The following is an 18,383-nucleotide window of genomic DNA, read 5'->3' on the forward strand; positions in this document are numbered from 1 at the left end:
CCCGGTCAACGGGATGAGCCCGATCAGCCGGGTGCTGACCGCCGGCCGGACGAGTCCCCTGAGCCGCGCGCGTGCCAGGACCCGCAGGGCCGGTCTCGTGAGTGTCCTGCTCGCCGCCACCGTCGCCCTCGTCCCGCCCACCGCCGCGCACGCCGACGGCATCCGCGCCCAGCAGTGGGCCCTGGACGCCATGCGTACCGAGGAGGCCTGGCGGACGACGAAGGGCGCGGGCGTCACCGTCGCCGTCCTCGACACCGGCGTCGAGGCCGACCACCCCGACCTCGTCGGCAACGTCCTCCCCGGCAAGGACATGATCGGCTTCGGCGCCGAGGACGGCGACGCCGCCTGGGCCCACCACGGCACCTCGATGGCCGGGATCATCGCCGGCCACGGACACGGCACCGGCAACGCCGACGGCGTCATGGGCATCGCTCCCGAGGCGAAGATCCTCCCCATCCGGGTGATCCTCGAGGACGACGACCCGGCGCGCGCCAAGGCCCGCAGCACCCGCGGCAACGCCCTCGCCGACGGCATCCGCTGGGCCGCCGACCAGGGCGCCGACGTCATCAACCTCTCCCTCGGCGACGACTCCGCCTCCGCGCATCCCGAACCCGCCGAGGACGAGGCCGTCCAGTACGCCCTCAAGAAGGGCTCCGTCGTCGTCGCCTCCGCCGGCAACGGCGGCGAGAAGGGCGACCACATCTCCTACCCGGCCGCCTACCCGGGTGTGATCGCCGCCACCGCCGTGGACAAGTTCGGCACCCGGGCCTCCTTCTCCACCCGCCGCTGGTACGCCACGGTCAGTGCTCCCGGCGTCGATGTCGTCATCGCCGACCCCGACCACAGGTACTACGAGGGCTGGGGCACCAGCGCCGCCTCCGCCTTCGTCTCCGGCGCGGTCGCGCTCATCAGGGCGGCCCACCCCGGCCTGACCCCCGCCCAGATCAAGAAGCTCCTGGAGGACACGGCCCGCAACGCCCCGGCCGACGGCCGCGACGACTCCCGGGGCTTCGGCTTCATCGACCCGGCCGCCGCCCTCGCGCAGGCCGGCCGGATCGAGCCGGAGGGCCTGCGGGCCGCCTCGTACGGTGACGAGTACTTCGGCTCCGGCCCGGACACCGCCGAGGAGGAGGACGGTCCCGCCGGCTGGGCGGCCCCCCTCGCGGGCGGCTTCGGTGGTGTGCTGCTGATCGTGGCGGTGCTCGTGTGGCGTGGTCGCCGCGGACCGCGCTCCCACGACGGCCACGAGCCCCACGACCGGTGGACATGATCGCCGACCTGCAGTGCGTGGTGCTGGACTGCGCCGACCCCGGGCAACTGGCCGGGTTCTACCGGTCCCTGCTCGGCGGCACCGTCGACCGGCCCGACCGGCGGTGGACCCTCGACGACGGCTGGGCGACGCTGCACACGCCGTCCGGTCTCGTCCTCGCCTTCCAGCGGGTGCGGGATCACCGGCCGCCGCGGTGGCCGGATCCGGCCCGCCCTCAGCAGTTCCACCTGGACTTCGGCGTCGCGGACCTGGACCGGGCGCAGGAGGAGGTGCTGGCCGTCGGCGCGACCCTGCTCGACGGCGGCTGCGACCGGCGGAGCTGGCGCGTCTACGCCGACCCGGCCGGGCACCCCTTCTGCCTGGTCCGTCACTGACCCTCTGCCTGGCCCGTCCCCGGCACCCGTCGCCTGGCCCGTCCCCGGCATCCGCCCCCGGCGGCCGGGCCGCGGCCCCGACCCCAGCCGCCTCCCCGCTACTTCTGCTTCGCCGAGGACGCGGGCACTGAGGACGACACCGAGGACGACACCGCGGCGGACGCACCGTCGCCGGTGAACACCGACACCGCCGCCTTCGCCGCCGCCTCGACCAGCGAAATCCCCTGTGCCTTCGTCGCGTTGCCCTTCGACAGCACGGCCAGAAGACAGTGGTGACCGTCCACGGTGACGCGCCCGATGCTGTTGATGTCCCACAGGCCGGTCGTGCTGCGCGCGAGCCACCCGTTCTTCAGGGCCCACCCGGAGCCGTCGGCCGCCGCCGACACCCCCCAGTGCTGGTCGGCGGCTATCTGCCCCATCAGCCCCCGCAGATACGTCCGCGAGGCCTCGCTCAGCTCCGAGTCGTCCCCGAACACCTGCTTCAGCAGCGTGAGCTGGTCGGCGGCCGTGGTCTGGGTCAGCCCCCACAGCACACCGTCGCCGCCCTCGGTGCCCGTCAGCCCGAACCGCTTGTTCGCCGCGTCGAGCCCGTCCGCCCCGCCGATGTCCTCCCACAGCGCCGACGCGGAGGCGTTGTCGCTGTTCTCGATCATCGCCGTGGCGTACGCCTTCTCCTGCGCGGTGAGATGCGTGCCCGCGTCCTGCGCCTGGAGGAGCAGCGCCGCCAGGATGTCCACCTTGACGATGCTCGCGGTGTCGAAGGCCCCGTCGCCGTAGGCGGCGCTCTCACCGGAATCCAGGTCCAGCACCGCCACCGAAACAGCCGCGGTGTCCGGCACACTCACCGCCTGCAGGGCGTCCGCCAGCAGGGCGTCGCGGTCCACCGTCGGCTCCGCCATGGATTCCACCGATGCCTCCCCGTCCTCGGAGTCCCCAGAGGCCGAAGCCGAAGCCGAAGCCGGGGCCGTCGGGGAGGCCGACGGTGTCGCCGCCGAGGACAGGGCGCCTCCGACGGAATGGGCCTGCGCCTTCACATACACCGTCCCCGCGGCCGTACCGCCGGCGATCGCGACGGAGGCGAGCGCGGTGTACAGCAGGGGGCGCCGCCGGGACGGACGGGAGCGGTGGCTTCGAGCGCCTCTGGAAGACTCCATGCCCGCGATGCTGGGTGCCCCGACTGTGCGGCCCGTTAGGCGCAGGTTAGAGGTGTGTCAGGGAATTCTGAGAAAGCCGTGAAAGGCGTCACGGGCAGGTTTCCGGGCCCGCACAAGCCCAGCAGCATCCCCCCGATAGGGTCGGGGACCGTGGCGAACAAGAACATTCCCGACTCCGGCTTCTCCGACGACGACGGCTCCGCCGACCCCCGGCTGAGCGCGGCGCTCGCCGCCTGGGCCGAGGACCGCGGCGCCGAGGGCCCCGTCCTGGAGGCGCTCAGGGGCGCCCGGCTGCTCGTCCCCGTGGTGGCCGTGCTCGGCGAGGCCGAGGAGGACGAGAACGGGCTGCGTCACGAGAAGACCAGCGACATGGCCGTCCCCACCCTGAAGGCCGGCCTGCGCACGGCCCTGCCCGCCTTCACCTCCACCGAGTCGCTGGCCCGCTGGGACCCGGCGGCCCGCCCCGTCGCCGTACCCCTGCACCAGGCGCTGCGGGCCGCGGCGCACGAGCAGGCCGACACCATCGTGCTCGACCTGGCCGGACCGGTGCCGTACGAGCTGACCGGGCCCGCGCTGCTCGCGCTCGCGGAGGGCCGTACGACGGCCGACCCGCTCGCCGACCCGGCCGTGCGCGACGCGGTACGCGCCGCGGTGGCCGCCGAGCCGGGCGTGCTGCGCGCCCACCTCGGGCCCGGACAGGCCGACGGCACCCTCGCCCTCGTCCTGGACGGGTCCGCACCCCCGGCGGAGGCCGCCCGCGCGGTGGCCGAGCGCCTCGCCGCCGACGAGACACTGAGGGCCCGCCTGGTGCGCGGCCTCGACCTGGCACTCCTGCCGGCCGGGGCGACGCCGCCGGGCGAGCCCTTGTACGTACGCCACTGAGCCGGCCCCGTGGTGCGGCTGTTAGAGTCCCGGACCGACGAAGGGGGGCCGCCCATGGCCAAGGTCAACATCAGTCTCGATGCCGAACTGGTGGTGGAAGTGATGGTCCTGGCCGGGATCGGCTCGCCCCAGGACGCCGTCGAAGCGGTCGTGCGTGACTACATCGCCCGGGGACACCGCACCGAGGCACGCACCGAGCTCAAGGACCAGAGCCTGCGCCGGGTCGAGGTCAAACCGCAGGATCCCCAGGGCTGACCACCGCGGACTAGCCGTAGACGGGGCCGGTGTACTTCTCGCCCGGCCCCTGGCCCGGCTCGTCCGGGACGAGGGACGCCTCGCGGAACGCCAGCTGGAGCGACTTCAGGCCGTCCCGCAGCGGCGCCGCGTGGAACGAGCTGATCTCGGTCGCGCTGCCGTCCAGCAGGCCGGCGAGGGCGTGGATCAGCTTGCGGGCCTCGTCCAGGTCCTTGTACTTGTCGCCCTCCTCCGTCAGGCCGAGCTTCACGGCGGCGGCGCTCATCAGGTTGACGGCGACCGTGACGATCACCTCGACGGCGGGAACCTCGGCGATGTCGCGGGTCATCGCGTCGAAGTCGGGCTGCTCGGCTGAGCCGGCGGGGGAGGTCTCACTCATGCAGGACACCATAGGGCCCGGTGCCCGCCCTCTTGACAGCAGGAGGCGACAGCCGCCGGATTAGCGCACGCCCCGGTGAACTGCTAACCTTGTGTGACGACCGGCCGGACACGCATGTGTGTAAGTGTGACCGGCCCACAAGTGGAGGCTCCGATCTCCCACCTGACCGCCCTCCGGGGCGGCGGGTCACCCGGTCAGGCGGCCGCCATCGTTCCGTACGGACGATGGAGTCGCCCGAAAGCGCCCCGCGGTCATCGCGGCGGTGCTCCGGTAGTGCTTGGAGCCCCGCCTGTGATCGTCCGGGGCATTTTTTGTGCTTCGGCGCGGTCAGGTCTGTCGAACAGAGACATACGCGGCTGTCCGCCAGACCGCCGTGTGGTGCTAACCGAGGAGGATCCATCAGCGCCGAGCCCCGCATCAACGACCGGATTCGCGTTCCAGAGGTGCGACTTGTCGGTCCCAGTGGCGAGCAGGTGGGCATCGTCCCCCTGGCCAAGGCACTGGAGCTTGCGCAGGAGTACGACCTGGACCTGGTCGAGGTGGCGGCGACCGCCCGTCCGCCTGTGTGCAAGCTCATGGACTACGGGAAGTTCAAGTACGAGTCGGCCATGAAGGCCCGTGAGGCGCGCAAGAACCAGGCGCACACGGTCATCAAGGAGATGAAGCTCCGGCCGAAGATCGACCCGCACGACTATGACACCAAGAAGGGTCACGTCGTCCGGTTCCTCAAGCAGGGCGACAAGGTCAAGATCACGATCATGTTCCGTGGTCGCGAGCAGTCCCGGCCGGAACTCGGCTACCGACTGCTGCAGCGTCTCGCGGAGGACGTGGCCGACCTCGGGTTCGTGGAGTCGAACCCGAAGCAGGACGGCCGCAACATGATCATGGTCCTCGGTCCGCACAAGAAGAAGACCGAGGCGATGGCCGAGGCGCGTCAGGCGCAGGAAGCCCGCAAGGCTGAAGCGAAGGCGAACCCCGGCAAGTCGCAGAACGCCGCGGAGAGCGATCTCGACGAGGACGCCGAGATCACCGAGGACGCCGTCGAGGCCCCTGCCGAGGCATCCGCCGAGGCGTGATCCCGGGGGACGCGAGTCCCCAGGACATATCCGATACGAGAGCGACGCTCCACAGTGCCCGGTTGTCGTGACCGGGCACGGGAGCGCCACCGACGAGGAGAGAACGGCGCTATGCCGAAGAACAAGTCGCACAGCGGTGCCAGCAAGCGCTTCAAGATCACCGGCTCCGGCAAGGTGCTGCGCGAGCGCGCCGGCAAGCGCCACCTGCTCGAGCACAAGTCGTCCCGACTGACGCGCCGCCTCACCGGCAACGCCGAGATGGCCCCGGGCGACGCCAAGAAGATCAAGAAGCTTCTCGGCAAGTGACCCGCCGGCGCGCGAGCGCCGTCGTACGTCAGGACCGGGACCCAATCGTTTCCGGGCCGCGTGAGTTCCACCGCGGCCCCGCTACAAGGAGTTAACAAGTGGCACGCGTCAAGCGGGCAGTCAACGCCCACAAGAAGCGCCGGGCGATCCTCGAGCAGGCCTCCGGCTACCGTGGTCAGCGGTCGCGCCTGTACCGCAAGGCCAAGGAGCAGGTCACCCACTCGCTGGTCTACAACTACAACGACCGCAAGAAGCGCAAGGGTGACTTCCGCCGGCTGTGGATCCAGCGCATCAACGCCGCGGCCCGCGCCAACGGCATCACCTACAACCGCTTCATCCAGGGTCTGAACGCCGCGAACATCGAGGTGGACCGCAAGATCCTGGCCGAGCTGGCCGTGAACGACGCCGGCGCGTTCGCCGCGCTCGTCGAGGTGGCCCAGAAGGCGCTGCCGTCGGACGTGAACGCGCCGAAGGCTGCGTGACGCCGCCGGCCCTGAGCCGACGTGACTGCACGGACCCGTGGGCACTGCCCGCGGGTCCGTTGTGCTGACTGGTTACCGAAGGTGAGTTGCATGGCCCCCGCCACCCCCGAGCTGATCTCCCCCCGTTCCTCCCGCGTCTCCGCGGCCAGGCGGCTGGCCAGGCGGAACTTCCGGGGCAAGGAGCGGCTGTTCCTCGCGGAGGGGCCGCAGGCGGTGCGGGAGGCCGCCGGGCACGCGTCCACCCTGGTCGAGCTCTTCGCCACGCCCGACGCCGCGGAGCGGTACGCCGGCATCGTCGGGGAGGCCCGGGACGCCGGGGCCCGGGTGCACCTGGCCGACGAGCAGGTGATCGCCGACATCTCGACCACCGTCACCCCACAGGGCCTCGTCGGGATCTGCCGATTCCTGGACACGCCGTTCGAGGAGATCCTCGCGGCCCGGCCCCGGCTCGTCGCCGTCCTCGCGAACGTCCGCGACCCCGGGAACGCCGGCACCGTGCTGCGGTGCGCGGACGCCGCCGGTGCCGACGCCGTCGTCCTGACCGACGCCTCCGTCGATCTCTACAACCCGAAAGCGGTCCGGGCCTCCGTGGGCTCGCTGTTCCACCTTCCCGTCGCCGTCGGTGTCCCCGTGGAGCAGGCGGTCGAGGGCCTCAAGGGGACCGGTGTGCGGATCCTCGCCGCCGACGGCTCCGGGGCGCACGACCTCGACGACGAGCTCGACAAGGAGACCATGGGCGGGCCGACCGCCTGGATCTTCGGCAACGAGGCATGGGGGCTCCCGGAGGAGACCCGCGCACTCGCGGACGCCGTGGTGCGCGTCCCGATCCACGGGAAGGCCGAGAGCCTGAACCTCGCCACCGCCGCCGCCGTATGTCTCTATGCGTCGGCGCGTGCACAGCGCGCCTCCGGAGGGTGCCGCTCCGTCACCGAGAGCTAGTAGGGTGACCAGCTCGGGGGCCCACTGCGCCAGTCTGAGCGGCCGTCTGAGAGGTGGGGTACGGGGATGAGCGTCGGCACGAGCAGCGCACCGGGAGCACGGGATGTGCGGCACCCGCCCGTGTCCCGGCCCGGTGATCTCGCCGAGCTCGGCATCGACCCCGACCAGCTGCCCGACGGACTGGTCGTCGCCGACGAGCACGGGCACGTCGTCTGCTTCAACGCCGCCGCCGAACGCATCACCGCCGTCCCCGCCGCCGAGGCACTCGGACAGCGGCTGGAGAAGGCCCTCCCGTTAGAGGACCTGGAGGGGCGGCGCTGGTGGCAGCTGACCGACCCGTACGGCGGCCTCGCGATCCGGGTCGGCCAGCCCGAGCGCAACCTCCTGCTGCCCGGCGGACGCGAGGTCCTCGTCTCCGCGCGGTACGTCCGCGGCGCACCCACCGGACCCGTCCGCCGTGTCGTGGTCTGCCTCCGTGACACCGAGGCCCGTCGCCGCACCGAGCGCAGCCACGCCGAGCTGATCGCGACCGTCGCCCACGAACTGCGCTCCCCGCTCACCTCCGTCAAGGGCTTCACCGCCACGCTCCTCGCCAAGTGGGAGAGGTTCACCGACGACCAGAAGCGGCTGATGTTGGAGACCGTCGACGCGGACGCCGACCGGGTGACCCGGCTCATCGCCGAGCTGCTGGACATCTCCCGGATCGACTCCGGACGCCTGGAGGTGCGCCGCCAGCCCGTCGACATGGGCGCCGCCGTGGGCCGGCACATCCAGGCCTACGTCGCCGCCGGCCTGCCCGCCGACCGGTTCCTGCTGCGCCTCGAACAGCCGCTGCCCGCCCTGTGGGCCGACCCCGACAAGATCGACCAGGTGCTCAGCAACCTGCTGGAAAATGCGGTGCGGCACGGTGAGGGAACCGTCACGATTGACGTCACGCCCACGGCGTCCCCCCGCGAGGGCGAGGACACCGGCACGTCGGTCACGGTGAGCGACGAGGGCGCCGGCATCCCGGAGGAGTCCATGAACCGCGTCTTCACCCGCTTCTGGCGGGGCAGCAAGCGCGGTGGCACCGGCCTCGGGCTCTACATCGTCAAGGGCATCGTCGAGGCCCACGGCGGCACCATCACGGTCGGCCGCGCCCCCGGCGGCGGCGCCGAGTTCCGATTTACGTTGCCCGTGAGCGCTCCGGCCTACCTGACCTGAGCAGCCCGCGGGCGCATTCGTCCACCCCCACCCCGTTAGACTCGGCCTTTGGCACCTTTGCGTCCCCGTTCCCGGGACGACGCGTCCCCGAGTCGGGACGGGGACCATCCGCCAGCCAACCGGAAGCACGGGAAGAGATGTCGGCACCGAATAAGTCGTACGACCCGGTAGAGGTCGAGGCCTTGAAACCGGAAGAGATCGAGCGCATGCGGGACGAGGCGCTCGCCGCCTTCGCCGCCGCGGACTCCCTCGACGCACTCCAGGAGGCCAAGGTCGCCCACACCGGGGGCACCTCCCCGCTGGCCCTCGCCAACCGCGAGATCGGCGCCCTGCCCCCGCACGCCAAGGCCGCCGCCGGCAAGCTGGTCGGCCAGGCCCGCGGCGCCGTGAACAAGGCGCTCGCCGCCCGCCAGGCCGACCTGGAGGCCGAGCGGGACCAGCGCGTGCTGGTCGAGGAGGCGGTGGACGTCACGCTGCCGTACGACCGCGTACCGGCCGGCGCCCGCCACCCGCTGACCACGCTCTCGGAGCGCATCGAGGACATCTTCGTGGCCATGGGCTACGAGGTCGCCGAGGGCCCCGAGGTCGAGGCCGAGTGGTTCACCTTCGACGCGCTCAACATCGGCCCGGACCACCCGGCCCGCACCGAGCACGACACCTTCTTCGTCGAGGGCCCCGAGGGCGGCACCGAGTCCGGCGTCGTGCTGCGCACCCACACCTCGCCCGTGCAGATCCGCTCCCTGCTCGACCGTGAGCTGCCGGTCTACGTGATCTGCCCCGGCCGCGTGTACCGCACCGACGAGCTGGACGCCACCCACACGCCCGTCTTCCACCAGGTCGAGCTGCTCGCCGTCGACGAGGGCCTCACCATGGCCGACCTCAAGGGCACCCTGGACCACATGGTCCAGTCCCTGTTCGGCGAGGGCATGAAGACCCGGCTGCGGCCGAACTTCTTCCCCTTCACCGAGCCGTCCGCCGAGATGGACATGGTGTGCTACGTCTGCCGCGGCGAGTCCGTCGGCAACCCCGACCGGCCCTGCCGCACCTGCTCCAGCGAGGGCTGGATCGAGCTGGGCGGCTGCGGCATGGTCAACCCCAAGGTGCTGACCGCCTGCGGCGTGGACCCGGAGAAGTACAGCGGGTTCGCCTTCGGGTTCGGCATCGAGCGGATGCTGATGTTCCGCCACAACGTCGAAGACATGCGAGACATGGTCGAGGGTGACGTCCGGTTCACCCGGCCGTTCGGGATGGAGATCTGATGCGGGTCCCGCTTTCCTGGCTGCGGGAGTACGTCGACCTGCCGGCCACCGAGACCGGCCGTGACGTCCAGGCCAAGCTCGTGTCCGCCGGCCTGGAGGTCGAGACCGTCGAGCACCTCGGCGCCGACCTCAAGGGCCCGCTCGTGGTGGGCCAGGTGCTGACCATCGAGGAGCTGGAGGGCTTCAAGAAGCCGATCCGCTTCTGCACGGTCGACGTCGGACAGGCCAACGGCAGCGGCGAGCCGCAGGAGATCGTCTGCGGCGCCCGCAACTTCTCCGTCGGCGACAAGGTCGTCGTGGTGCTGCCCGGCGCCACCCTCCCGGGCGGCTTCTCGATCTCCGCGCGCAAGACGTACGGCAGGACGTCCCACGGCATGATCTGCTCCAGCGACGAGCTGGGCATGGGCGACGACGGCACCAAGGGCATCATCGTGCTGCCGCCGGAGACCGAGGTCGGCAAGGACGCCATCGAGCTGCTCGAACTGGTCGACGAGGTCCTGGACATCGCCGTCACCGCCAACCGCGGCGACTGCCTGTCCATCCGCGGCGTCGCCCGCGAGACCGCCATCGTCTACGGTCTGCCGCTCAGCGACCCGGCCCTGCTCGACGTGCCCGGCCCGAACGCCTTCGGCTACCCGGTCCGGATCGCCGACCCGATCGGCTGCGACCGCTTCACCGCCCGCACGGTCACCGGCCTGAGCCCCGAGACCCGCTCCCCGATCTGGCTCCGGCGCCGGCTGCAGAAGGTCGGCATGCGCCCGATCTCGCTCGCCGTCGACGTCACCAACTACGTGATGACGGAGCTCGGCCAGCCGCTGCACGCCTACGACCGCACCCTGGTCCAGGGCACCATCGGCGTCCGCCGCGCCGAGCCCGGCGAGCAGCTCACCACCCTGGACGGCGTGGTCCGCACGCTGGACGCGGCGGACCTGGTCATCGCCGACGACCGCGGCCCGATCGGTCTCGCGGGTGTGATGGGCGGCGCCAACACGGAGATCGCCGACCACGACGATGCCGAGAACGCCACGTCGGACGTCGTGATCGAGGCGGCCCACTTCGACGCCGTCTCCATCGCGCGTACGGCCCGCCGGCACAAGCTGTCCACCGAGGCGTCCCGCCGCTTCGAGCGCGGTGTCGACCCGCAGGCCGCCGCCGCGGCGGCACAGCGCGCCGTCGACCTCCTGGTGCTGCTCGCGGGCGGCACCGCCGAGGCCGGTGTCACCGAGGTCTCCGCCCCGTCCGCGCCGCACACCATCGCCCTCCCCGCCGACCACCCGGACAAGGTCGCGGGTGTCGAGTACGGCCGCGAGATCGTCGTACGCCGGCTCCAGGAGGTCGGCTGCGACGTGTACGGGCAGGACGAGCTGATCGTCACCGTGCCGTCCTGGCGGCCCGACCTGCGCGCCCCGAACGACCTGGCGGAGGAGGTCATCCGCCTGGAGGGCTACGAGAACCTGCCCTCCACGCTGCCCAGGCCCCCGGCGGGCCGTGGCCTCACCCACCGGCAGCGGCTGCACCGCCGCGTCGGCCGGGCGCTGGCCGGCGCCGGATACGTCGAGGCGCCGAACTACCCGTTCGTCAGCGAGCAGGTCTTCGACCAGCTGGGCCTCGCCGCCGACGACCCGGCCCGCCGGGTCGTGAAGCTGACCAACCCGCTGAGCGACGAGGAGCCCGCGCTCCGCACCTCGCTGCTGCCGGGCCTGCTCGGCGCGCTGCGCCGCAACGACGGCCGGGGCTCGCACGACCTGGCGCTGTTCGAGACCGGCCTGGTCTTCCACCCGCGCGAGGAGCAGCGCGTCGCTGTCCCGCTGCCCGTGGACCGGCGTCCGACCGACGCCGAGATCGCCGAGCTCGACGCCGCGCTGCCCGAGCAGCCGCGCCATGTCGCCGTCGTCCTCGCGGGCGCCCGGGAGCAGGCCGGCTGGTGGGGCAGGGGCCGTCCGGCCGACTGGGCCGACACGGTCGAGGCGGCGCGCGCGGTGGCCCGCGAGGCCGGTGCCGAACTCGTCGTCCGCGGCGGGCAGTACGGGCCGTGGCACCCGGGCCGGTGCGCCGAGCTGGTGGTCGTCGCCGACGGGGACGAGCGGGTCGTGGGACACGCGGGCGAACTCCACCCGCGGGTGCTGAAGGCGCTCGGACTGCCCGCGCGCACCTGCGCCATGGAGCTCGACCTGGACGCGCTGGAGCGGGTGGGCGACGCGACGGTGCGGGCGCCGGGCATCTCCGCGTTCCCTGTCGCCACCCAGGATGTCGCCCTCGTGGTCGACGGGTCCGTCCCGCACGCCGACGTGCAGGCCGCCTTGCGCGAGGGCGCGGGGGAACTGCTGGAGGCGATCCGGCTGTTCGACGTGTACGAGAACGCCGAGCAGCTGGGCGAGGGCCGGAAGTCGCTGGCGTACGCGTTGCGTTTCCGTGCGCCCGACCGGACGCTGACCGTCGACGAGGCGTCGGCGGCCCGGGACGCCGCGGTCGCCCTGGCGGGCGAGCGGACGGGCGCTGTCCTGAGGGCCTAGGCGGCGTGGGGGCTGTGGTGGTGCCACAGTTCCGCGCCCCTTGCGGTGCGTTGCAGTCACCTCACTCGATCGAGTGAGTTCTCCCGGTGATGTGGTCCTCGCGGGCTAGGTGCTCGACAGAATCGGACCGGCCTTTCGGGGCCGGTCCGATTGCGCTGTCAGGGCCTGATTGGGGGGCCATCGGCATGATCCGCATCAAGGCTGGTCCGCCCCGCAGGGCGGGGCGGATCCGTACGGGCGCACGGGCACCCGGCCGTCGGCCGCTGCGGCGGGCCCTCGCGCTCGGACTGCCCGCGGTGTGGGGCGCCGTCGCGATCACGTACAAACTGGTCTGTCCGCTCGCCCAGCAGAACGGCCTCAGCGCGCGCGCCGCCACCAGCGCCGTGTTCTTCGCCGTCGGCACCGGACTCGTGCTCCATGTCCGCCGGACCCTGCTGCGCGAACTGCGGCAGGCGCACCGGGTCGCGGGTGCCGCGCAGAGCGCGCTGCTGCGGCCGCTGCCCCCGCGCATCGACGGGCTGGACATCGCCGCCGCCCAGCTGTCCGCCGACCGCGGCGCCGGCATCGGCGGCGACCTGTACGAGGCCGTCGCCACCGAACACGGCGTGCGGATCGTGATGGGTGACGTGCGCGGGCACGGGCTCGCCGCTGTCCCCACCGCCGCCGCCGTCCTCGGCAGCTTCCGCGAGGCCGCGCACGACGAGGCCGGACTCGACCGTGTGCTGCGGCGGTTGGAGCGCGCCCTGGCCCGTCACCTGCGCGAGCGGGAGCGCGCCGAACACCCCTGGGCCGGTCCGGAGCCCGACACCCCGGCCGCCGAGGAGTTCGTCACCGTCCTGCTGCTGGAGATCCGCCGGGACGGCGAGGTGCACGCCCTGAACTGCGGTCACCCGTGGCCGTACCTGCTCAGTGGTACGCGGGTCGAGTCCCTCTCCCGCGCGGACCCCCTCCCACCGCTCGGCCCGTTCCCGCTCCCGCCCGACCTGCCGATCGAGCGGTGCGGTCACCTGCTGCCGGACGAGGCACTGGTCCTGCACACCGACGGAGCCGAGGACACACGGGACGCACGTGGCCGGTTCTTCTCCCTGTCCGCGGCGCTGTCCGAGACCGTCCACGCCGACCCCGCGGCCGATCCCCAGGCCGTCCTGGGTTCGGTCTTCACCGCCCTCCTGCGCCACGCGGCGGGCGCGCCCGCGGATGACGTCGCCTTACTGGTCCTGCGCAACGACCGGTCACGACGACATCCTCCAGCGGCGCGGGACGGCGACCCCTGCGGGTCCGCCGCGCGGGCGCGGCCGGCCACCACCGATCCGCAGCCGACCACGCACCACTAGTCACTCGCACGCCGGGCCGCCGCACTGTACGAGGGGGAGCCGGCGGCCCGGCCGGCCTCTTGCGAGGCATTTCAGTCAACCGGCCGGAAACTCTCCGCGACAGTGCGCACACGGTGCGGATTCGAGTACTCCGTTCACACCCCGTGCGAAGGCGGAACCACTACTCTGACGGCACCGAGTCACCGGGGGGCCTCCCATGCAGCCCAACACTCTGCTCGACGCGATCCTGGACGAAGCCGGGATCTCGCACGCGGGCCTCGCCGCCCATGTGAACCAGGCGGGCCGGGCGCGCGGCCTCGCCCTCCGCTATGAACACACCGCAGTCGCACGGTGGTTGAAGGGGCAGCGCCCCCGAGGGCAGGTGCCCGACCTGATCTGCGAGGTGCTCGCCGCCCGGCTGCAACGCCCCGTCACCCTCGACGACATCGGCCTCGGCGTCCCCGGCGAACCCGCCACCCCGCACGGCACCTCCCTGTCCGGCTTCGTCGAACGGGCCACCGCCCTGTGGCGCTGCGACGAGCAGCAGCGCCCGCACGTCCTGGGCGCGCCAGCGGTCACCGGCACGCCCGCCGTCATGCCCGTGTGGGAATGGGAGAATCCGCCCGAGGACGTCGACGTCTCGCGGGGCGGCCGGCACCGGGTCACCTCCACGGACATCGAGATGCTGCGCGCGGCCCGCGCCCACTACGAGCAGATGTACCGCAAGGCCGGCGGCATAGCGACCCGCTCCCGGATCGTCGGCTTCCTCAACGCCGAGGCCGCCCCGCTGCTGCGCGGCAGCTACACCGACGAGACGGGCCGCCAGCTGCACCGGGCCACGGGCGGACTGGTCGCGGTGGCCGGGATCTGCGCGTACGACTCCGACGCGCACGGGCTCGCCCAGCGCTACTTCCACCAGGCCCTCCGGCTGGCGAAGGCCAGCGGGGACCGGGGTCTGGGCGCCTATGTGATCGCGCTGCTGGTCAACCAGTCGCTGTTCATGCGGGAGTACCGGCAGGCCGTGGCCTTCGCGGAAGCGGCGCTGCGCGCGGCGGGCACGCACATCACCCCGGCGCTCGCCTCCGACCTGTACGCGATGCAGGCGAAGGCGTACGCCCACCTCGGCGACGGCACGAGCGCGCTGTCCTGCATCCGTCGGGCCGAGCAGGCCGCCGAACGCATCCGGCGCGGATACGAACCCGATGAGACCGGCTATGTCCAGCCGGGACTGGTCAACGTCCAGGTGGCGGAGGCGCTGCTCAGCCTCGGCGAACTGGCGGCGGCGCGGGAGCACGCGGCGGCGGCCGTGGACAATCCCGCCCATGACCGGGGCCGGGTGCACCGGCTGGCCATGCTCAGCACGATCGAGCTGCGCCAGGGCAACACCGACAAGGCGGTGGCCATCGCGGTGCAGATGGCCGAACAGGCCCGCGGGATGGAGTCCCAGCGGCTGCGCGACAGACTCCGGGCGGTGCGCGACCACCTGGTGCGCAGCGGCCGTGCGGGCACGGCCGAGGCGGCCGAACTCATCGACGGGGCACTGCGCGTACCGCTGTAGACCGGCACACGAGCACCGACACCCCTCGTTCCTGCTGCGATATTGCCACTTACTCGACGGAAGGTGGCAGAACCGTGCAGTGGACGAAACAGAACGAACAAACTGTGTATGAAAACCGCTGGTTCACCGTCAACCTGGCAGATGTGGAGCTGCCCGACGGCCGGCACCTGGACCACTTCCTCATACGGCTGCGGCCCGTCGCCGTGGCCACGGTGGTGAACGAGGCCAACGAAGTACTCCTCCTGTGGCGCCACCGTTTCATCACCGACAGCTGGGGCTGGGAACTCGCGGCCGGCGTCGTCGAGGACGGCGAGGACATCGCGCGCGCGGCCGCCAGGGAACTGGAGGAGGAGACCGGCTGGCGGCCGGGACCCCTGCGCCACCTGGTGAGCGTGGAGCCGTCCAACGGCCTCACCGACGCCCGGCACCACGTCTTCTGGGCGGACGGGGGTGAGTACATCGGGCACCCCGTGGACGACTTCGAGTCGGACCGCCGGGAATGGGTCCCCCTCAAGCTCGTTCCCGACATGGTCGCCCGCGGTGAGGTCCCGGCCGCCAACATGGCGGCCGCGTTACTGCTGCTGCATCACCTCAGGCTCGGTCAGGACGCCAGGCCCTGAATCCCCCACCGCGTCCTGGTGCCGACGCCCCCTAGTGACCCAGGGCCTGCCAGATCGTCACGACGAGCGCGCCCACGGCGGTGAGCACCGCCACCGCGGGCAGCGGCCAGCGGGCGTGCTCCAGGGCGACGATCCGGGCGGCCAGGTCGTCGAGTTCCTTGTCGGTCTCCTCGGTCCGGTGAGTGAGCAGGGCCAGCCCTCCCTCGACGCGCGCGTAGGCGACGTCGAGGCGGCGGCGTAACTCTGCGAGTTCTCCTTGGACCACGGGATGCTCGGGGTCGACGGTCACGAGTCCGCTCCTTTCCGTAGTCATCACATCCCTTGCATGCGCATGAAGAGTCAACTCGCCTGGTGGGCGCGTGGGGAGAGTGTGCGAAGGGCATATGCGAGCCCGGCGCGCACACGGTGTGTGAATGCGACGGGCCCGGCGCTCCGAAGAGTGCCGGGCCCCTGGATGTCGCACTGTGTGATCGGCACCCTGTCACGGGCACGGTGCACGCCGACCGCAGGTGTCTCAGGCGTACGTGTAGAACCCCGAACCGGACTTCCGGCCCAGCCGGCCCGCGTCGACCATGCGCTGGAGCAGCGGGGGAGCGGCGTACAGCGGCTCCTTGTACTCCTCGTACATCGAGTACGCGACCGAGGCGACGGTATCCAGGCCGATCAGGTCGGACAGCTTCAGCGGGCCCATCGGGTGGGCGCAGCCCAGCTCCATGCCGTTGTCGATGTCCTCGCGGCTGGCGATGCCCGACTCGAACATCCGGATGGCGGAGAGGAGATACGGGATCAGCAGCGCGTTCACCACGAAGCCCGAGCGGTCCTGGGCGCGGATGGCGTGCTTGCCGAGCACCTTCTCGGTGAAGACCTGGGCCCGGCCGAGCGTGCCCTCGGAGGTGGTGAGTGCCGGGATCAGCTCGACCAGCCTCTGCACGGGGGCCGGGTTGAAGAAGTGGATGCCGATGACGTGGTCGGGCCGCGCGGTGGCGACCGCGAGCCGCACCAGCGGGATCGAGGAGGTGTTGGAGGCGAGGATGGCGTCCGGCCGGGTCACGACCTGGTCGAGCACCTGGAAGATCTCGGTCTTGACCTGCTCGTTCTCGACGACCGCCTCGATCACCAGGTCACGGTCCGCGAACTCGCCGAGGTCGGTGGTGAAGCTGAGCCGGGCCTGCGTCGCGTCGAGTTCCCCGGCGCCGATCTTGCCGCGCTCGGCCGCCTTCGACAGGGAGTTGAACAGCCGGGTCCGGCCGATCTCCAGGGCCTCGCCGGTGGTCTCGGCGACCTTGACGTCCAGGCCGGCGCGGGCGCACACCTCGGCGATGCCCGCTCCCATCTGGCCGCAGCCCACGACTCCGACCCGCTCGATGTCGGTCACATCGTCCCTTTCGCTGATCTACGGCTGTCGCAGGCGGCCCCCGCGGTCCGTTGCCTGCTCCGATCGTGCACGTTACCCCGAAGTAGCGATGATCGATCGTCCGGGTCGGGCATCCTGGGGCGCGAAGACGATCCGTGACCGGGCGGATCCACCGTGTGAAGGGGTGTGCGGATGGGACGACTGTCACGGCGGGCGTTCGCGCTGGCGGCGCTGTCGCTGCTCACGTCGGCCTCGGGAGCGGCCTCGGGTGCGGCCTCGGCCTCGGGTGCGGCGGCCATGCCGCAGCGGCGGCGGGCCGGCGGTGAGATGCGGGGCGTGTGGCTGGCGACGGTGAGCAACCGCGACTGGCCCTCGAAGCCGGGGCTGTCGGCGGACCGGCAGCGCGCCGAGCTCATCGCCCACCTGGACACGGCGGTGCGCCGCCGCCTGAACACCGTGATCTTCCAGGTGCGTCCGACCGCCGACGCGCTGTGGCCCTCGCCGTACGAGCCGTGGTCGCAGTACCTCACCGGCACCCAGGGCGGGGACCCGGGCTGGGACCCGCTCGGCACGGCCGTCGAGGAGGCGCACGCACGGGGGCTGGCCCTGCACGCCTGGTTCAACCCGTACCGCGTCGCGAATCACACGGATCCCACCAGGCTCGTCGCCTCCCATCCCGCCCGCCGGAACCCGGACTGGGTGGTGGCGTACGGCGGGAAGCTCTACTACAACCCCGGGCTGCCCGAGGTCCGCGCCTTCGTGCAGGACGCGATGCTGGACGCGGTGCACCGGTATCCGGTGGACGCCGTGCACTTCGACGACTACTTCTATCCGTACCCGGTGGCGGGCCGGAGCTTCGACGACGCCGCCGCCTACGAGCGTCACGGCGGCGGTTTCCCGGACCGGGCCGCCTGGCGGCGCGACAACATCGACCGGCTGGTGCGGGAGACGGCGGCCCGGGTGAAGGCGGCCCGCCCCACCACCCGCTTCGGGGTCAGCCCCTTCGGGGTGTGGCGCAACGCCGCCACCGACCCGCTCGGCTCGGACACCCGGGCGGGCGTCCAGACGTACGACGATCTGCACGCGGACACGCGCACGTGGGTCCGTGAGGGCTGGGTCGACTACATCGTCCCGCAGCTCTACTGGAACATCGGCTTCGCCGCCGCCGACTACGCCGAGCTGCTGTCCTGGTGGGCGCGGGTGGCCCGGGGCAGCAGGACGGAGCTGTACGCGGGCGAGGCGCTCTACAAGGCCGGGGATCCCGCGCAGCCCGCGGCCTGGCAGGACCCGGCCGAGCTGTCCCGGCACCTCACGCTGGCCCGGGACCATCCGCAGGTGCGCGGGCACGTCTTCTTCGCCGCCAAGGAGGTGGCGGCGGACCGGACCGGGGCGATGGCGCGGGTGGTCACCGACCACTACCAGCGGCCGGCGACGCCCCCGCGCTGA

18 protein-coding genes and 1 pseudogene are annotated in these 18,383 nt (G+C 72.2%); 15 read left to right on the plus strand and 4 right to left on the minus strand.

What is annotated here, in order from left to right; genetic code table 11:
- Positions 1 to 13 precede the first annotated feature (13 nt).
- Positions 14 to 1,270 (plus strand): type VII secretion-associated serine protease mycosin, encoded by a 1,257-nt coding sequence (mycP, locus tag ACWD0J_RS17965; protein WP_451496839.1) that lies wholly within the window; start codon positions 14 to 16, stop codon positions 1,268 to 1,270.
- Entirely contained in the window at positions 1,267 to 1,644 is a 378-nt protein-coding gene (locus tag ACWD0J_RS17970; protein ID WP_451496774.1) for a VOC family protein, read from the plus strand. Before mycP ends, ACWD0J_RS17970 begins: the two co-directional genes overlap by 4 nt.
- Before the next feature lie 98 nt (positions 1,645 to 1,742).
- Here ACWD0J_RS17970 and ACWD0J_RS17975 read toward each other — a convergent pair whose 3' ends face one another.
- Positions 1,743 to 2,798: a serine hydrolase gene (locus tag ACWD0J_RS17975; protein ID WP_451496775.1), complete on the minus strand. Its 1,056-nt coding sequence runs from the start codon at positions 2,796 to 2,798 to the stop codon at positions 1,743 to 1,745.
- 150 nt (positions 2,799 to 2,948) lie between these two features.
- Here ACWD0J_RS17975 and ACWD0J_RS17980 point away from each other — a divergent pair, with 150 nt between their 5' ends.
- Together ACWD0J_RS17980 and ACWD0J_RS17985 are read left to right on the plus strand one after the other, a co-directional pair.
- Complete coding sequence (locus tag ACWD0J_RS17980) at positions 2,949 to 3,680, plus strand: SseB family protein (RefSeq protein ID WP_451496776.1); 732 nt, start codon at positions 2,949 to 2,951, stop codon at positions 3,678 to 3,680.
- Between the two features lie 54 nt (positions 3,681 to 3,734).
- Positions 3,735 to 3,935, plus strand: coding sequence for a type II toxin-antitoxin system VapB family antitoxin (locus tag ACWD0J_RS17985; RefSeq protein ID WP_451496777.1), 201 nt, complete (start codon positions 3,735 to 3,737; stop codon positions 3,933 to 3,935).
- A 10-nt stretch (positions 3,936 to 3,945) separates the two neighbouring features.
- Here the strand turns inward: ACWD0J_RS17985 and ACWD0J_RS17990 are convergent, their stop codons facing one another.
- Positions 3,946 to 4,314, minus strand: a complete 369-nt coding sequence (locus ACWD0J_RS17990; RefSeq protein WP_451496778.1) for a DUF1844 domain-containing protein — start codon at positions 4,312 to 4,314, stop codon at positions 3,946 to 3,948.
- Between the two features lie 373 nt (positions 4,315 to 4,687).
- On the opposite strand from ACWD0J_RS17990, the pseudogene infC reads away from it, so the two are divergent.
- The 10 genes and pseudogenes from infC (at position 4,688) to ACWD0J_RS18040 (ending at position 15,583) form a co-directional block, all read left to right on the plus strand.
- Positions 4,688 to 5,390: pseudogene (gene infC, locus ACWD0J_RS17995) on the plus strand (translation initiation factor IF-3).
- Positions 5,391 to 5,501: 111 nt separating this feature from the next.
- Positions 5,502 to 5,696 carry a 50S ribosomal protein L35 gene (gene rpmI, locus ACWD0J_RS18000; RefSeq protein ID WP_003947156.1) on the plus strand — a complete coding sequence of 65 codons (195 nt, stop codon included), beginning with the start codon at positions 5,502 to 5,504 and terminating at the stop codon, positions 5,694 to 5,696.
- Positions 5,697 to 5,794: 98 nt separating this feature from the next.
- Positions 5,795 to 6,178, plus strand: coding sequence for a 50S ribosomal protein L20 (gene rplT, locus ACWD0J_RS18005; RefSeq protein ID WP_356771806.1), 384 nt, complete (start codon positions 5,795 to 5,797; stop codon positions 6,176 to 6,178).
- 90 nt (positions 6,179 to 6,268) lie between these two features.
- Positions 6,269 to 7,117 (plus strand): TrmH family RNA methyltransferase, encoded by an 849-nt coding sequence (locus ACWD0J_RS18010; protein ID WP_451496779.1) that lies wholly within the window; start codon positions 6,269 to 6,271, stop codon positions 7,115 to 7,117.
- A gap of 66 nt (positions 7,118 to 7,183) precedes the next feature.
- Positions 7,184 to 8,320 (plus strand): ATP-binding protein, encoded by a 1,137-nt coding sequence (locus ACWD0J_RS18015; RefSeq protein ID WP_451496780.1) that lies wholly within the window; start codon positions 7,184 to 7,186, stop codon positions 8,318 to 8,320.
- A 137-nt stretch (positions 8,321 to 8,457) separates the two neighbouring features.
- Positions 8,458 to 9,579: a phenylalanine--tRNA ligase subunit alpha gene (gene pheS, locus ACWD0J_RS18020; protein WP_451496781.1), complete on the plus strand. Its 1,122-nt coding sequence runs from the start codon at positions 8,458 to 8,460 to the stop codon at positions 9,577 to 9,579.
- Positions 9,579 to 12,092, plus strand: a complete 2,514-nt coding sequence (pheT, locus tag ACWD0J_RS18025; protein ID WP_451496782.1) for a phenylalanine--tRNA ligase subunit beta — start codon at positions 9,579 to 9,581, stop codon at positions 12,090 to 12,092. The genes pheS and pheT overlap by 1 nt, the downstream gene beginning before the upstream one ends.
- Positions 12,093 to 12,277: 185 nt before the next feature.
- Complete coding sequence (locus ACWD0J_RS18030; RefSeq protein ID WP_451496783.1) at positions 12,278 to 13,426, plus strand: PP2C family protein-serine/threonine phosphatase; 1,149 nt, start codon at positions 12,278 to 12,280, stop codon at positions 13,424 to 13,426.
- A gap of 196 nt (positions 13,427 to 13,622) precedes the next feature.
- A complete protein-coding gene (locus ACWD0J_RS18035; RefSeq protein WP_451496784.1) occupies positions 13,623 to 14,963 on the plus strand; it encodes a transcriptional regulator in 1,341 nt (446 codons plus the stop codon).
- A gap of 74 nt (positions 14,964 to 15,037) precedes the next feature.
- Complete coding sequence (locus ACWD0J_RS18040; RefSeq protein WP_451496785.1) at positions 15,038 to 15,583, plus strand: NUDIX hydrolase; 546 nt, start codon at positions 15,038 to 15,040, stop codon at positions 15,581 to 15,583.
- A 31-nt stretch (positions 15,584 to 15,614) separates the two neighbouring features.
- Here the strand turns inward: ACWD0J_RS18040 and ACWD0J_RS18045 are convergent, their stop codons facing one another.
- On the minus strand, positions 15,615 to 15,872 hold the full coding sequence (locus tag ACWD0J_RS18045; RefSeq protein WP_451496786.1) for a hypothetical protein: 258 nt from the start codon (positions 15,870 to 15,872) through the stop codon (positions 15,615 to 15,617).
- A gap of 225 nt (positions 15,873 to 16,097) precedes the next feature.
- Complete coding sequence (locus ACWD0J_RS18050) at positions 16,098 to 16,958, minus strand: 3-hydroxybutyryl-CoA dehydrogenase (RefSeq protein ID WP_451496787.1); 861 nt, start codon at positions 16,956 to 16,958, stop codon at positions 16,098 to 16,100.
- Between the two features lie 171 nt (positions 16,959 to 17,129).
- Between ACWD0J_RS18050 and ACWD0J_RS18055 the strand changes: the two genes are divergently transcribed.
- Positions 17,130 to 18,383: a glycoside hydrolase family 10 protein gene (locus ACWD0J_RS18055; protein WP_451496788.1), complete on the plus strand. Its 1,254-nt coding sequence runs from the start codon at positions 17,130 to 17,132 to the stop codon at positions 18,381 to 18,383.

Source organism: Streptomyces sp. NPDC003011, assembly GCF_053591515.1.

Excerpts from the sequence above, each read along its gene's own strand:
- ACWD0J_RS17985 (WP_451496777.1), top strand. The coding sequence starts at position 3,735 with ATGGCCAAGGTCAACATCAGTCTCGATGCCGAACTGGTGGTGGAAGTG.
- ACWD0J_RS17970 (WP_451496774.1), top strand. The coding sequence starts at position 1,267 with ATGATCGCCGACCTGCAGTGCGTGGTGCTGGACTGCGCCGACCCCGGG.
- ACWD0J_RS18015 (WP_451496780.1), top strand. The coding sequence starts at position 7,184 with ATGAGCGTCGGCACGAGCAGCGCACCGGGAGCACGGGATGTGCGGCAC.
- pheT (WP_451496782.1), top strand. The coding sequence starts at position 9,579 with ATGCGGGTCCCGCTTTCCTGGCTGCGGGAGTACGTCGACCTGCCGGCC.
- ACWD0J_RS18035 (WP_451496784.1), top strand. The coding sequence starts at position 13,623 with ATGCAGCCCAACACTCTGCTCGACGCGATCCTGGACGAAGCCGGGATC.
- mycP (WP_451496839.1), top strand. The coding sequence starts at position 14 with ATGAGCCCGATCAGCCGGGTGCTGACCGCCGGCCGGACGAGTCCCCTG.
- pheS (WP_451496781.1), top strand. The coding sequence starts at position 8,458 with ATGTCGGCACCGAATAAGTCGTACGACCCGGTAGAGGTCGAGGCCTTG.
- rpmI (WP_003947156.1), top strand. The coding sequence starts at position 5,502 with ATGCCGAAGAACAAGTCGCACAGCGGTGCCAGCAAGCGCTTCAAGATC.
- ACWD0J_RS17975 (WP_451496775.1), bottom strand. The coding sequence starts at position 2,798 with ATGGAGTCTTCCAGAGGCGCTCGAAGCCACCGCTCCCGTCCGTCCCGG.
- ACWD0J_RS17990 (WP_451496778.1), bottom strand. The coding sequence starts at position 4,314 with ATGAGTGAGACCTCCCCCGCCGGCTCAGCCGAGCAGCCCGACTTCGAC.
- ACWD0J_RS18010 (WP_451496779.1), top strand. The coding sequence starts at position 6,269 with ATGGCCCCCGCCACCCCCGAGCTGATCTCCCCCCGTTCCTCCCGCGTC.
- ACWD0J_RS18055 (WP_451496788.1), top strand. The coding sequence starts at position 17,130 with ATGGGACGACTGTCACGGCGGGCGTTCGCGCTGGCGGCGCTGTCGCTG.
- ACWD0J_RS18030 (WP_451496783.1), top strand. The coding sequence starts at position 12,278 with ATGATCCGCATCAAGGCTGGTCCGCCCCGCAGGGCGGGGCGGATCCGT.